The organism is Wolbachia endosymbiont of Nomada ferruginata (assembly GCF_001675785.1).
GTDB classification, from domain to species: Bacteria; Pseudomonadota; Alphaproteobacteria; order Rickettsiales; family Anaplasmataceae; genus Wolbachia; species Wolbachia pipientis.
Genome location: NZ_LYUY01000020.1, coordinates 1 through 14,390, shown reverse-complemented (window position 1 = coordinate 14,390; position 14,390 = coordinate 1). Strand labels below are relative to the sequence as shown.

At 35.4% G+C, this 14,390-nt stretch carries 10 protein-coding genes, 1 tRNA gene and 4 pseudogenes; 3 read left to right on the top strand and 12 right to left on the bottom strand.

What is annotated here, in order from left to right; translation table 11 throughout:
* Window positions 1–1,375, bottom strand: a 1,375-nt coding sequence (locus tag BA053_RS02090) for a WD_0033/WD_0034 family tandem repeat-containing protein (RefSeq protein WP_458695137.1), incomplete at its 3' end; no start/stop codon positions are given.
* Between the two features lie 413 nt (window positions 1,376–1,788).
* On the opposite strand from BA053_RS02090, the gene BA053_RS02085 reads away from it, so the two are divergent.
* The 3 genes from BA053_RS02085 (at window position 1,789) to gatC (ending at window position 4,228) form a co-directional block, all read left to right on the top strand.
* Window positions 1,789–2,655, top strand: coding sequence for an ankyrin repeat domain-containing protein (locus BA053_RS02085; protein WP_065106703.1), 867 nt, complete (start codon window positions 1,789–1,791; stop codon window positions 2,653–2,655).
* A gap of 303 nt (window positions 2,656–2,958) precedes the next feature.
* Window positions 2,959–3,885: a ribose-phosphate diphosphokinase gene (locus tag BA053_RS02080; protein WP_065106702.1), complete on the top strand. Its 927-nt coding sequence runs from the start codon at window positions 2,959–2,961 to the stop codon at window positions 3,883–3,885.
* Complete coding sequence (gene gatC / locus BA053_RS02075) at window positions 3,875–4,228, top strand: Asp-tRNA(Asn)/Glu-tRNA(Gln) amidotransferase subunit GatC (RefSeq protein WP_065094978.1); 354 nt, start codon at window positions 3,875–3,877, stop codon at window positions 4,226–4,228. Before BA053_RS02080 ends, gatC begins: the two co-directional genes overlap by 11 nt.
* A 13-nt stretch (window positions 4,229–4,241) precedes the next feature.
* Here gatC and BA053_RS07185 read toward each other — a convergent pair whose 3' ends face one another.
* The 11 genes and pseudogenes from BA053_RS07185 to BA053_RS06640 all read right to left on the bottom strand — a co-directional run.
* Window positions 4,242–4,496 carry a WPE palindromic element domain-containing protein gene (locus BA053_RS07185; RefSeq protein ID WP_156518216.1) on the bottom strand — a complete coding sequence of 85 codons (255 nt, stop codon included), beginning with the start codon at window positions 4,494–4,496 and terminating at the stop codon, window positions 4,242–4,244.
* Window positions 4,497–4,525: 29 nt separating this feature from the next.
* The gene (locus BA053_RS02070; protein ID WP_065094979.1) at window positions 4,526–5,788 is read right to left on the bottom strand and encodes a Tol-Pal system protein TolB; all 1,263 of its coding nucleotides are present in this window, start codon (window positions 5,786–5,788) and stop codon (window positions 4,526–4,528) included.
* Window positions 5,789–5,793: 5 nt separating this feature from the next.
* Window positions 5,794–7,428 carry a ribonuclease J gene (locus tag BA053_RS02065; protein ID WP_065094980.1) on the bottom strand — a complete coding sequence of 545 codons (1,635 nt, stop codon included), beginning with the start codon at window positions 7,426–7,428 and terminating at the stop codon, window positions 5,794–5,796.
* A 208-nt stretch (window positions 7,429–7,636) separates the two neighbouring features.
* A complete protein-coding gene (dnaJ, locus tag BA053_RS02060) occupies window positions 7,637–8,755 on the bottom strand; it encodes a molecular chaperone DnaJ (RefSeq protein ID WP_065094981.1) in 1,119 nt (372 codons plus the stop codon).
* A gap of 82 nt (window positions 8,756–8,837) precedes the next feature.
* Window positions 8,838–8,915 (bottom strand) — tRNA-Arg (locus tag BA053_RS02055).
* Between the two features lie 63 nt (window positions 8,916–8,978).
* Window positions 8,979–9,896 carry a hypothetical protein gene (locus BA053_RS02050; protein WP_065106701.1) on the bottom strand — a complete coding sequence of 306 codons (918 nt, stop codon included), beginning with the start codon at window positions 9,894–9,896 and terminating at the stop codon, window positions 8,979–8,981.
* Window positions 9,897–10,110: 214 nt separating this feature from the next.
* A pseudogene (locus tag BA053_RS07830) lies at window positions 10,111–10,422 on the bottom strand (Rpn family recombination-promoting nuclease/putative transposase); the annotation flags it as partial.
* 95 nt (window positions 10,423–10,517) lie between these two features.
* Window positions 10,518–11,558 (bottom strand): group II intron maturase-specific domain-containing protein, encoded by a 1,041-nt coding sequence (locus tag BA053_RS08295; protein WP_255356232.1) that lies wholly within the window; start codon window positions 11,556–11,558, stop codon window positions 10,518–10,520.
* A gap of 67 nt (window positions 11,559–11,625) precedes the next feature.
* Window positions 11,626–12,192, bottom strand: a pseudogene (locus BA053_RS08290) (reverse transcriptase N-terminal domain-containing protein); the annotation flags it as partial.
* 532 nt (window positions 12,193–12,724) lie between these two features.
* Window positions 12,725–13,021, bottom strand: a pseudogene (locus tag BA053_RS02035) (PD-(D/E)XK nuclease family transposase); the annotation flags it as partial.
* Between the two features lie 52 nt (window positions 13,022–13,073).
* A pseudogene (locus tag BA053_RS06640) lies at window positions 13,074–14,390 on the bottom strand (IS4 family transposase); the annotation flags it as partial.

Genomic DNA, 14,390 nt, shown 5'->3' with positions numbered 1-14,390 from the left:
TGTCTTTCAGAATACCGTTTTCTTTAGCTACTCTTAACATTTTCTCAACAGCTATACTATCTTTACGTAGTATAGCATAAGTAAGCGGTGCGCAAGTTTCTTCATGACCATCTGGACATTTTATAGTTGTTGTTGCATCAAGAATATCTTTCAGAATACCGTTTTCTTTAGAGATTTTTAAAATTTCTTCAATAGTTTTGCTATTTTTACATGATATAGCGTAAGTAAGCGGTGTGTAAATTTCTTTCTGACCATCTAGATATTTTATAGTTGTTGTTGCGTCAAGAATGTCTTTCAGAATATCGTTTTCTTTAGAGACTTTTAAAATTTCTTCAATAGTTTTGCTATTTTTACATGATATGGCGTAAGTAAGCGGTGTGTAAATTTCTTCTTGACCATCTAGATATTTTATAGTTGTTGTTGCGTCAAGAATATCTTTCAGAATACTGTTCTCTTCAGCTGCTACTAGAATTTCTTTAATAATTTTGCCACCCTCCCAGAACATAGCATGAGCAAGTGGTGTGTAAGTCACTTCCCGGCTATCTAAATGTTTTATAGTTATTGTTGTGTCAAGAATATCTCTCAGAATACCGTTTTCTTTAGCTACTCTTAACACTTTCTCAACAGCTATACTATCTCTACGTAGTATAACATAAGCAAGTAGTGTGTAAGTCACTTCCCGGTCTAGATATTTCATGGTGGTTGTTGTGTTAAGAATATCTTTCAGAATACTGTTCTCTTCAGCTGCTACTAGAATTTCTTTAATAGCTTTGCTATCCTTCCAGAACATAGCATAAGCAAGTGGCGCGTAAGTCACTTCCTTGTTATCTGGATATCTTATAGTTGCTGTTGTGTTAAGAATATCTTTCAGAATACCGTTCTCCTTAGAGACTTTTAAAATTTCTTTAATAGCTATACTATCTCCACGTAGTATAGCATAATCAAGTGGTGTAACAGTTGCTCTCCGACCATCTGGATATTTTATAGTTGTTGTTGCGTTAAGAATATCTTTCAGAATACCGTTTTCTTTAGAGACTTTTAAAGTTTCTTCAATAGTTTTGCTATTTTTACATAATATGGCATAAGTAAGTGGTGTGCAAGTTTCTTCCTGACCACCTGGATATTTTATAGTTGTTGTTGCGTCAAGAATGTCTTTCAGAATACCGTTTTCTTTAGCTACTCTTAACATTTTCTCAACAGCTATACTATCTTTACGTAGTATAGCATAAGCAAGTGATATAATAGTTGGTTCTTTACCCCGATGTTTGCTTACTTCCGTAGTAGGAATCCTTTGTTTTTCCTTCTCTTTCGATTTCGAATTGTTTACCTGATGAGTCATTTTTTTTCTCCAGGTCTTTCTTATTAAACTAAGCATAACATTTCCTCTCTTCGTGGTTATAATATTTGCTTTTATGAATCAGTTGTGTTGATAATGTATTAATTGCATAGTTCAGACATTGTTTTATAAAGCAAAATTTTAGTAGACCACCTTACAAGAACGTTTCTTGCTAATTCTGAATCCGAAAAAAGGACGCAGTAAAGTCATTTGTAAGGGAAGAATGAAACTTGTAGCTATAGCTAAACTGACTTACGATAATTTGAAAAACCGTCATCCCGCTACTTGTTAGCGGGATCTAGAGATACTGCGGCGGTATGACGGTTCGCAGTGGTATGACGGTTCGCGGCGGGATGACGATAAGCTCGTCATCCCGCTACATTAATATTGTATTAATAAAAACTTAATAATAATCCTTAATAATATATGAACTAACATGTTCGCAATTTCGTATGACAGAGGAAACAAAAGATGGATATGCTTCCTTATACGTTGCAATTCAGGAAGGTAATATTGAAGCTGCAGAACTACTAATAAAGTGTGGTACAAACGTCAATGATCATTATGAACGCAATCGTACGCCACTGCATATTGCCATCGGACGCAAACAATTAGAAATAGCAAAATTGCTGATAAAAAATGGAGCAAACGTTAATGCAAAAACTCAAAATCATGGTAAAGATGATCTAACACCAATGCACTTTGCAGTTTTTGCAAATACGCCAGAATTTATAGAATTACTAGCTAGCCATGGTGCATTGATTAATGAAAGAGAAAGTACCGAAGGGTATACTCCTCTTCACTTTGCTGCTTTGTATGGGAATAAAAATATAATACAAACCTTAATTGATAAGGGGCAAGATATTGAAGATGTGGACAATAATGGGCGAACAGCTCTGTTTTTAGCTGCTAGGCAGTGCACTGAAGCAGAAGATGATAGCAGAATAGAAATTATCAAGTATTTGATAGACAAGCTCAAAGCAGATGTAACAAAGAAAGACAATAATAACAATGCAGTACTCTTTCCTGCCGCTAATAATTGCCCTGGAAAAGTGGTAGAATTCATCATTGAGCAATATATAAAAATCTTTGAGTTAGAGAATTTTATCAACCACAAAAATAATGATGGAATGGATGCTTTGGATATTGCGCTGAATAGTGGAAACGAGAAAGCTATTGAAGTATTAAGATCATATGGAGCAGATATCAAGAATAAGGTAGATGGTAGCATTCAAAAAATTACTGCAGAAAAACCAAGTAGTACCCTAGACAGAGCAGAAAGTGCAGAGGTAGCACCTCCAATTAAGCAAAGAGTATAAAGCTTTTTATAAAGCGATTATAAATTTCAGTAAGTTGCAGAGGCTCTACAATGGGAAGTGTAGTATGTTAGCAGATACAAATGACTAGATAAATTATATTTCATTAAAGTCATTTATCTTGAAACATAAGCAGGATTTTGTATAGTTGTTTCAATTTGGGTCTGTATATTGAAACAACGCGTGAAAATGACAGGTCATTGTACAAGAGGTACCTAATTCACCGACAAGAATGCTAGATAAAGACACTTACATTTCAATTATTTCACAATTTCTGTATAATCTTAAAAACTCAATTAGTGCGTTATGAAAATAATAATAGGTAATGCTAGTAAGGAATTAGGGGAATCAGTAGTTAACCGGCTAGATGTTCAACCATCCTCTGCTTGGATATCAAAGTTTACCGATGGTGAGGTAAATGTAGAAGTAGCAAATGATCTGTATAATCAAGAAGTATATATAATACAATCTCTTTCTCCCCCTGTGAATGATAATCTTATGGAGCTTCTGCTTATAATTGATGCAGTAAATAGATTAGGAGCCAAAAGGATAGTAGTAATTATCCCTTATTATGGATATAGCAGGCAAGATAGAATTATCAAGAACAATAATGTGCAGTCTGCTTTAAGTGCCAAATTAGTTGCAAATCTTATTCAAACTGCAGGTGCAAGTAGTGTTGCAGTTATTGATTTGCACTCAAGTCAAATTGAAGGATTCTTTGATGTACCGATAACTAATTTGAACTGCTTTGAAGCATTTGTTGACTCTATACACACAGAAAATTTGGCAATTGTTGCACCTGATGTTGGAGCAATTGGCAGAGCACGTGCTTTTGCAAAGGCTTTAGAGGAAAAGTACAAGATAGGGTTAAGTGATAAGATTATTGTAGTAGATAAATATAGGGAGAGAGCAGGCACATCTCAAGTAATGAACATAATAGGAGAAGTTGCGAATAAAAATTGTGTCATTGTTGATGATATAGTTGACTCTGGTGGAACATTGTGTAATGCAGCTCTTGCTTTAAAAGGCCACGGAGCAAAGTCCGTAATTTCATGCATCACACATGGCGTGCTTTCAGGAAGTGCAGTTGAGAAAATCTCTTCCTCTTCTTTAGATAAATTAGTGATTACGGATACCATACTTCACAAACTTGAAAAAACTGGTAAAATAGAAGTTGTTTCGGTTGTAAATATTTTAACTCACTTTATCCAAGGAGGTAAAGATGCCAGCTAAGTCAACAGAAGACGTTATTACTTCACTAATAGAATTTGCAAATAAGAGAAAAATAACAATTACCAAAGAAGAAATGCTTAAAATTGCACAGCTTGTAAGGATTAAGTTATCAAATGACGAGATTGATCACTACTCCAAAGAACTGACAATGCTGGATTGGATACATGATACTTTATTGCAAGTTAATACTGAAGGTGTTTCTCCTATGCGTTATGGCAGCATAGACAAGGACATTCATGTACGCGATGATGTTATAAATTCTCAAAACATTAAAGAAGAGATATTGTCCAATACAAAACCTGAGCATGGGTATTTCGTAGTGCCAAAGGTTATAAATGATTAAGGTAAAATAAGGCTCATATCAAACCTATAATGGATCGTATCTGTTCAGCAGAGTGGCAAAATAAGGTAGACGAGAAAAGACAACTATAGGAACAAATGGGTGTCATTCCAGTGCTTGACACTGGCATCCAGTCCTTTTGCACAGTTCCATCAAAAACGTTGTAAAGCGCTTTCGTGTTTACCAACTTAGTGCCCAATCTGGATCCCAGTGTCAAGCACTGGGATGACAAGAAAGGGAGCACTGGAATTTTTGTTTCAGCATTAGCCATGCATCTGAACAGATACAATAAATCTACTTTCAAAAATAAGACCAATCCGGTAAAGAAGCATTTGTGGGAGTGGAAACCATTTTTTGATTTTTCTTTACTAAGTCTACTAAATATAGTTTAGAGTTGCTTGGTGATTCTGTTCTTGTAAAAATGATTTCTCTACCATTTGGTAACCATGCCGGGGATTCAATTTTATGCCCCTCTGAAAGCAGACGTTCTTCTTTGCCATCTGGCTTCATAACTCCTATGTAAAATTTTCCTGACTGAATCTTTGTAAAAGCTATTAGATCTCCTTTTGGCGACCAAACAGGCGTAGCATATCTTCCACTTCCAAAACTAATTCTTTTAGGTTTTTTACTTTTGTTAGTAAAATCGATAACGTACAGTTGCTGACTCCCACTTATATCAGAACTAAAAGCCATATACTTTTGATCTGGAGAAAAAGAGGGAGAAGTGCTTATAGCTGAACCTTTAGTAATTTTTTTTGTTCGTTTACTACTTAAATCCAAAGATAATATATTCGTTTCACCACCCAATGAGTGGGAAATTAAAAGAGATTTACCATCGGGAGAAAATCTTGGTGCAGAAACAACTCCTTCAAATGCGCTGATTATTGATTCAGTGTTATCTTTTAAATTTTTTAATATTATATAACTTTTACCATTTGCGTACGAGATATAAACAATACCCTTTCCATTTGGTGAGAATCTCGGTGTTGACACAAATCTATCGCCATTTGTTAAGTATTTTATATTACTTCCATCTTGATTCATCACAACAATTTTACGCACAGATTTGTAGTTGCTATCTTTTTCTTCAGCGATATACGTGATTTTTGTGTTGAAGTGCCCTTTCTCACCAATTAATCTATCATGTATCACATCCGAAACGAGGTGACCAATTTTTCTCCAGTCTTTTGCTGGAAAAACAACTGACTGAGTAAGTAATTCTCTTTTTGTAAAAGTGTCAAATAAACGAAATGATAGCTCTAATGCACTACCAGATATTTCGCTTAAACTTACTGTGACTACAGTATCGCTTTTCCAAGATTTAGATTCAGCTTCCGCGCCACGTTTTACATTAAATAAGCCACAATTAGATAAATTTGTTCCTATTACCTTTGCAATATTTTCGCTTAATTCGCTTTCCAACGCTGTTTTACATGTACATTTAGATACAACAAGACCAATGTTACCAACACTGCTTTTTTTTATATCAACATATAAAGCAGCTTTTGTAAAATAAGGAATAAATAACGAAATAAATAACACCAGATGAACGAATAGCTTCATTCATTTCATACCTGTTCTATCTGAACCTCAATTATAGGTCTTTTTAGTAAATATTCCTTTAAGATACTCAATATTGAACTTTCAATCTTATTTTTAATTTTTTTTGTTGGCTGCAAACTAAACAACGACTCAACTTTCTTGACAATTTTCTGTATGGTAGCTGCATCTTCTAGCACTTCAAAAACACCAGGTACAAATACTTTTGGTTTAGCAAGCAATTTATTTTTCTTGTTTACAACTGCTGTTACCACAATAACTCCGGCATCTCTCATTCTTTTACGCATTTTTATAACACTGCTCTCCGGATGACGTAGCAACATACCATCAATACCAAAGTAGTCAACATCAATTGAATCAACCTTTTCTCCGTTCTCCAAATTAACAATATCACCTGGTGCAATCATTATTGCTTTTGCCACACCGCACTCTTTAGCAAATTTTACATGTGCATGCGTGTGAATATATTCGCCGTGAACTGGAATAGACATCTTCGGTTTTATTAAAGAATACATTTCCTTTAGCTCTTCTCTTGTTGGATGCCCAGAAGCATGAACATGCTCTGTTTTTTCAGTAATAACTTCTACCCCCATCTCAATAAAGGCATTGAGCATATTGTGCGCACGAGTTTCATTTCCAGGAATGATTTTTGACGAAAAGATCATGGTATCACCTTGCTGCATTTTAAATGCTTGATGACTCTTAGCAGCAAGTCTTGCGGTAGCTGCCAGTGGCTCACCTTGACAACCTGTGCAAAGTAGCACCAGTTCTTCCCTTGGAAAATTTACTGCTTCCTTTGCTTCAAGAAACTGAGGAGAATCAGTTAAATAACCACTATCTTGCACAACTTTCACTATTCTCCATAAAGATCTACCAAGTAAAACTACTTTTCTATTTAGTGCTTTTGCAGCTTGGCTTATCGTTTCAATTCGTGCCACATTTGAAGCAAATAGCGAAACAGCAACTAATTTTTTAGACCGCTTTATTATGTTATAAATATTATTATAAATTTCACCTTCTGACTCAGGGTGATGCTTGCTTAATATATTGGTTGAATCGCAAATTGCTGCAAGCAGGTCACCTTTATCGCCAATTTCTTTTAGACGCTCCATATTAGAAGTTAATCCAACAACAGGTTTTGGATCAAATTTCCAGTCTCCGGTATGGAGTGCACTACCCATTTCAGTGCTAATTAATATTGAATTTGCCTCAGGAATTGAATGAGTTACATTTATAAACTCGACGGTAAAAGGACCCAAATTTATGCTGCCATTTATGTCTACCTCTTTCACAGGCACTATACCTTCCAATCGAAATTCTTTTAGTTTCTCTTTAAGAAAATTAACCGTAAACTTTGTTGTATATATGGAGCACTGCAACTCTTCCCACAAGTGGGGCACTGCACCGCAGTGGTCCTCATGTGCATGTGTAATTATTATTCCAAGTAAATCTTTTTTTCTTTGAGCAATAAAATCTATATCAGCAATGAGCAGCTCAACACCTGGCATAGTTTCATCTGCAAAACCAACACCAAGGTCGATCATAATCCACTTACCTTGGTAATGATATAGGCTAACATTCATCCCGATTCTTCCTACTCCCCCAAGCGGAAGAAATAAAAACTCATTTTTGTTTATATTCATTAAATTTAAATTATTAAAACCTGAGAATAGCAAAACTTCGACCTTAAATAAAGAAATTTATTGCTTTTACATAGTTTTAAGGAACTAAGAAGTTTCTGTTGGCTAATAATAACACTATTGTTAAGTTTTCCATTAATAAGGTCAAAGAATTGCAGGATTAAATGAAAACCCGTAAACAGTTACCCCTTTATGTCATTTAGCAGATTTCTTATTTTTTTTTTACTTTACTAAAAAACCCTTCAGGTTGCTGTTGTACACTTGCATTTTCCTCTTCTTCAAGCGCTTTTAATAGTTCAATTTGCTTTTTAGTTAAATTTTTTGGATTTAAAGTCTCAACTATTACCTGTACGTATAAATCACCACGAGCATGTGAGTTCATATATGGCATACCCTTTTCCCTACAACGTAGTTTGGTACCAGTTTGAGTGCCTTCAGGGACCTTTACTTTTATTTTAGCTCCATCAATTGATTGAATATCGATTTCACCACCAAGCACTGCTAGTGTCATTCTTATAGGCACTTTACAGTGTAAATCTGCTTTATTTCTAGCAAAGATTTTATGAAAAATTATTTTCACGTATACGTATAAATCTCCACTTTTTCCACCTTTTGTTCCAGCTTCTCCTTTACCACTTATCCTTACCTTAGCTCCTTCTTCTATGCCTTTTGGAATTGAAACGGATATATTTACTTCATCTCTTCTACGTCCACTTCCACCACATTTCTTACATTTGTTTTGTATTATTTCTCCTTCCCCATAGCATGTAGTACATGTTCTTTCGATGGTAAAAAAGCCTTGTTGAGTTCTAATCCTACCGCTTCCCTGGCATGTGTGGCACTGAACTGGTTTAATTGCTCCTTCGCCACCTGTGCCTTGGCATGTATCACATTTTACATTTGTCACATAATGTATAGGCGCTTGTATTCCTTTAAATGCATCTTCTAAGGTAATTTCAAGATCATAACGTAGGTCTGCTCCAGATACTCCTGTTGTACTTCTTTTTGCTCTCGATCTACTTGCACCACCACCGAATCCTCCACCAAAGAAGTCATTGAATATGTCGCTAAAATCTCCTGCAGAGCTAAAGCCTTGAAATCCACCAGAAGCACCTTCGTGGCCATAACGGTCATAGCCTGCCCTTTTCTCAGAGTCAGATAGAACTTCATATGCAGCTGTTACTTCTTTAAATTTTTCCTCTGCTTCTTGATTGCCAGGATTTCTATCAGGATGATATTTTAACGCTAATTTTTTATACGCTTTTTTTATCTCATCAATACTGGCATTTCTGCCTACTTCCAGTAGCTCATAGTAGTCTTTTTTGCTCATATATAATAGTTTAGTGCTTAACCTTTAAAGATAGGTATTGCATATATTAATTTCAAGTGTGACTTCTGCTTCCTATAAAATGTGGTGCACCCTGAGCGACTTGAACGCCCGACCTTTTGATCCGTAGTCAAATGCTCTAATCCAACTGAGCTAAGGGTGCTTTCATAAAGTTAACTTTAGCAGATTTTGTGGCTTGATTCAATTAATTTGGCTAAAAATAAAACTATTTATTTCTATCATACGTGAACCCCTCACAATTCTCAAACTGCCGTTTCGCATTAGAATTATCAAATTCACTACAAGGAGGAGCAGTTGGAGTAGTATTAGGATCTTGAGAAAAGTAAGGAGGTGGTGCATCATAACGAGAAGAATCTCCATAACCATGCCCTTGTCTAAGACAGCTATCTACCGCTCCTTTAGCTTTCTCGATATTTTCTGATTCTTCCTCATGCTTCATATGAAAAGCTAAACCACCAGCAAAACACACAAGAGAATTAATACCAAGAATGACTAAACCCCACACTGGTAAGACTGGGTAAACAGCACAAGCTGCCAAAGAAACAGCGCCAACCGCAAATTCTATATTTCTGAACGTTTTAAGTTTATTATCAAGATAATCTATTTTTTCTTCTTTTCTAGCCGCTTTTTTGCTGCTGTTGTACCAAAAGCACATACCAGCATGGAAAGCAACACACACAACTGCAGCTACCATACCTAAAGCTAATAACTTTCTATTGTCTTCTGAGTCTTTTTTCTTATCTTCTCTGCTTTGATGGCTACCACTACTGAAACCAGGGTTATTTATAACTGTAGTATGACCACCAAACAGGCTGCGAAGTAGTAAATAATCCCAAAAATCTAAACCTCTATCATTGTATACATGTATATGTGTAGTCTGAGGGCCTGTAGGTTGTGCGTTATTCCCTGCGTTATATTGATCATTTCTGCTTCCTGTATCGTGCCTATTGCTTGAATTTGGATGTGTAAATTCTTCATACACATTTTTAAAATTCTCCTTGCTCCAAGTTAAATTCGGTGTATTATTACAATACTGTAGAAACCCTTCAATATTATTATTATTACCTAATTTCTTTATATAGGCTAACGCATACCTTTTTAAAACACTATCACTTGCTACCATAAATACCCTCTTAAGTTAAGATTAAATTAATAAATATTTATTATAACAAGATAACATCTACTTGTCAACTTGAGCCTGATTCAAGTATCCGTTCAGAGTGTGGCAGAAGAACTTATTCAAATAAAGTAGGTGGTAAAATATAAACATTTTATAAAGTGAAAAATGGACTTTTCAGACCACTGCCGAGCTAAAAAAGCCCTGAAAACCGTGATACTTAGGCCACTTCTTGCTTAAGCTGTACAATTTCAGCTTGAGAAAGGCCAGTGGATTCAGCTATTAAATTAACAGATACACCAGCTTTAAGTAAATTTTTTGCAACTTCGATTTTTCCTTTCTCTATACCTTCCTCAAGTCTGTATTCAAGAATGGCTTCTTCCTTACGTAGATCCATTATTCTTTCTTCATATGCTACTAAATCTTTTTCATTCCAGCTAAACCTGTCTAATTCATCGTAGGCTAACTTTATTATTGGTGCTTTTTCTGCTATTTTCCTTAAGTCTTCTTCCGTAGTTTCATCTGCATATTGTTGTCTAAGTGAAGAAGGTCGCCCCTCCTCACTCGACTTCAAAACCGTACGTGAGACTTTGCGCCTCATACGGCTTCTCTCCAATTTGGTGCTTTTCATGCACACCTCCTGTGTAATTCATCGTGACAATGTCCATGTAACAAAGATAAGTTTTTGATCATATTGTTTCGTCTATTCCGGTCTTTGTGATGTATTTCTATTGTATCATCACTTTTAAACCATAGTCTACAATTATCACATTTACTTTGTTGTAACTTCAATAGTTTTATTACTCTTAATGGCTTATCTGGTATTTTTCTCAGACGTTTACCCCAATATACCCAATCACCATCATATGGAGATCTGGTTTTTTGCACTTTGATATGTCGTTTAATATCATGATCACTGTGTATAATAAGATGTATCTTGTTACTTGTCATAAAACGCCAGTTATCGTTATTATACTTTTTAAAGTATTTTCTTTTTATCCAGCATTTCCCTTTGTTTGGGTGCCTAAAGACTGCCCACTTCCAGAGCTTTCTATGTATAGTATTATCCAATGAGCTAAAGATTTTACATGAAACTACCGAAGAGTAATATTGACTCCATCCTCTGTTTATTGGATTGAGATTCCTTATTATTACTTCCTGTGGCGCCCCACGCATTTCTCTAAGTTTATGTTTAATAGCAAATGTATGCTGCTTTATAGAATTACGACTTGGTTTTATTAATAATGTGTAACCTTTTTTACTTTCTTTTGTTGGATATTGTCTTATTGAAAATCCAAGAAAATCAAATCCTGGTTTTGTTTCATCAATGGTTCTTAATGTATGAGAAACTCTTGTTTTAGAGGGCTTTAATTTTAGTCCAATGGTTTCTAACCATTCTTCAACTAAAATTTTTGCTTTAAGAATAATCTCTTCATTTTCATGTATGATGACAAAATCATCACAGTAGAAAATTACACTAATAGACTTTTGCGCGTTTTTATGCGATATCCTACCATATTTTCTTTTCATGCATTGAAAGAGTTCGTTTGTTAATGCTTTTTTGATATGTTGCTCTAATCCGTGTAATGCAACACAAGCTAGCAACGGTGAGATCGTCCCTCCTTGAATTGTACCACGTTTTGTGGATTGAAACTTTCCATCTTCCATAACGCCTGCCCTTAACCATCTTCTTATGATTTTCTTTAACGTTGGTGTGGTTTTCAAGCAGTTTATTATGGTTAATATTGTCAAAACATCCAGAAATATCAGCATCTAATACATATGCTGTTTTCTGTTTTAGCACATCAAATCTGGCTTCAATTGCATCATGACATGATCTACCAGGTCTAAAACCATAAGTGTTTGGCTCAAGTTTTGCCTCCCATTCTGGTTCTAAAGCCATTTTTACAAGTGTTTGTTTTGCTCGACACGATATAGTAGGTATACCAAGCGGGCGATGCTCCGATGGCTTACCAGGTTTTGGGATCCAAACGCGTCTTGATGGCTTTGCTTTTTCTTTTATATCTAAAGAATATGATAGTTGTAATCTTTCTTTTTGATTAAGATTAGCCTTTCCATCAATACCTGCAGTCTTCTTCCCCCTATTGTCCTGTGTTACTTTCCTAACAGCGAGTGTTTTTGCACTTGTTGATTTGAGCAATAATTTTTGAAGATTATGCATCTTTTTGATATCATTACATTTAGAAGCTTGGTAAATTCGTTTTTGTAGCTTAAATGAAGATTTCTTCAGCTTTCGCCAAGGAATTCCATTCCATTCATACCTAGCTTTTTGCTGGTCCATAACATATTCACTACTATTCACCACTTTACCTTCCAAATTAAAGTGTTTACGTCTGCATATCCCAGATATTACTTTGGGCATTAGCTTCTTAAACAATCCTTCCACATAGCAGCTTGTGGTTGGCTACCTACTTATATTTTAATGAATATAAGAGCTTTTATGTGGTTACTCCGTTCCATGGCTTCGTTTCACGTTAAACTTAGATTCCTACTATTTGCCGGAAGCTGGGAACATCAATAACTAAAGTCTTCAATCTTTAGTTCCACTTTTGCTTCATACCGTTTTGGTCTATGCGTAATTCAACCTCCTTTCGCATACTATGCTTTGATGACAATTCAAACATAGGTTCCTCTCGTAATCATATCTAACTCTGTTTGCAAGGATTCACCATGAGGTTTAGTGTTACCTGCTTTTATCTCATGCTTGCACCCCAAAGGTTGCCACCCTTTAAAATGTGAGATATACATTATCCCCGATGTCTAGGGAAAGTGGAATTTAACCACCACAAAACCACGACTTTCAGGGTCGCACTAAAAAAATAAATCCATTTTTCAACAATATTTGAAAGCTGATCTTCTTTTGTCTTATTAAACTTTGGTAGCTCGATGAAAGTGCAACTAAAATCTTTGAGATCATGTTCATAGGTAATTTTATCAAAAGTAACGTGATCAGATTTGTAAGCCAGCTTGTTAGGAAATAAGATAAAATCGGCGATAGCAATAAAAATAACTCCTTTAAGATCTTGATCACCTTTGTGAGCTTGACTTGAATAAGCTTTAGCAGCATAGTATTGAGCGCGTTTCTCAAAACCTTTATCACGAGCAAACTGGTCAGGTAAGGAAGCAGTATTACTACTACTCCCTCCCTTAGAAACCTTACTATTACCCACAAATATGAGGTTCATGAGCAAGTCTCCATCCTTCTGCTAGATCAAAGAGACGTCTCCACCCTTTCCAAAGAGTAATTGGTCCTGGTTTTGGGTCGCTTTTTCTTGCTAAATGACCTCCAAGTTCACGAAACGGCTTCTTTTATAGTAGGGGCTATATTTGGACATGGTTTCCTGTGTATTTTAACATATAAAACTTTCCATTCTTCCTCAGCTAATAAGGCAGTACATGGTAATGTTGCTTGCAATTGATGTAATAAAGAAAATTCTCCAAGCAATAATGCTCATGACTGTTAAAATACCTCATTAATCTTTCTGCTGTTCCAAGTCTACATTCCTCAACTTTGAGACCAGATTTTAAAATCTTATGCAATATCTCTATTTTCCATCTCAAACAATACCAACTAACTTTTTCAACAGCTTCTTCAAAAGTACTGACCGGAAAAAAGCATCCACTCTAGAGGACTTGCTTCGGGAGGAGAGTTTTTTTCAACAACATGAATTGCGTGAAGTTGTAGACTCTGTCGGTTTATATTTTATGTGACCTTCTTTACATTTTATATGGCCTTCATGTGATAAATTTTCCGAATCTAATTTCTAAAAACGCTGTCCTTTTTTGCTTGTTATCTCTAGCAGGGATTTCAACTTCTACTTTTCCAGCGCAAGGGAGACCTTGGATCAATGACCATAATTTTTGCTTGTTCCTGGTATGCATGAATTTTTTATTTACATTTCTGTTGTGGCAAGCTCTTACTAAAATTTCTGAGTTAAGATTATGTGCAAGTTCAAAAAAATCATGCATATCTGCTTCTCTGTCACATACAGTTATAGCTTCGGTTTGGGCCAGATCTATAATATTATTTGTTTTCTTTAAACTTTCTAGCCATTTCATACTTTCTTTATCCTCAATATGAACGTTGTTACGATGGCTCTTTAGTCTTTTTTCTTCTTCAGAAATGAGTTGCCTCGAGTAAATCTTTTGATCCAGTATTCCCAGCTTCCGTACTAACAGCAAGGGCTGTATGCATTACTGCTCCTTTTCCAGCAATAGTTCCCAATCCGCTTATGGCTTGAGTATGAAATATAAGTTGTATCTTGAATCACAAGAATTCTTTTATGAGCTTTTGTTCTTTCAACTGTTTTATCAATGTGTGAAGCTAGAATATCGACTTCTTTTACGTTCTCATTTTGAAAAAAACGATATGCTGCTTTTGCTTCTGACCAACTTCCGCATGCCTCATTAATTGAGCTTTCAGGTAAACTTATCAAACTATCAGCAATATTTACTAATCGGTCAGTTAATCTTTTATCT

What these genes read in the sequence shown, in the direction of transcription:
- BA053_RS08295 (WP_255356232.1), bottom strand. Translation starts at nt 11,558, where the DNA reads ATGGAAGATGGAAAGTTTCAATCCACAAAACGTGGTACAATTCAAGGA.
- BA053_RS07185 (WP_156518216.1), bottom strand. Translation starts at nt 4,496, where the DNA reads ATGGCTAATGCTGAAACAAAAATTCCAGTGCTCCCTTTCTTGTCATCC.
- BA053_RS02080 (WP_065106702.1), top strand. Translation starts at nt 2,959, where the DNA reads ATGAAAATAATAATAGGTAATGCTAGTAAGGAATTAGGGGAATCAGTA.
- gatC (WP_065094978.1), top strand. Translation starts at nt 3,875, where the DNA reads ATGCCAGCTAAGTCAACAGAAGACGTTATTACTTCACTAATAGAATTT.
- dnaJ (WP_065094981.1), bottom strand. Translation starts at nt 8,755, where the DNA reads ATGAGCAAAAAAGACTACTATGAGCTACTGGAAGTAGGCAGAAATGCC.
- BA053_RS02070 (WP_065094979.1), bottom strand. Translation starts at nt 5,788, where the DNA reads ATGAAGCTATTCGTTCATCTGGTGTTATTTATTTCGTTATTTATTCCT.
- BA053_RS02050 (WP_065106701.1), bottom strand. Translation starts at nt 9,896, where the DNA reads ATGGTAGCAAGTGATAGTGTTTTAAAAAGGTATGCGTTAGCCTATATA.
- BA053_RS02065 (WP_065094980.1), bottom strand. Translation starts at nt 7,428, where the DNA reads ATGAATATAAACAAAAATGAGTTTTTATTTCTTCCGCTTGGGGGAGTA.
- BA053_RS02085 (WP_065106703.1), top strand. Translation starts at nt 1,789, where the DNA reads ATGACAGAGGAAACAAAAGATGGATATGCTTCCTTATACGTTGCAATT.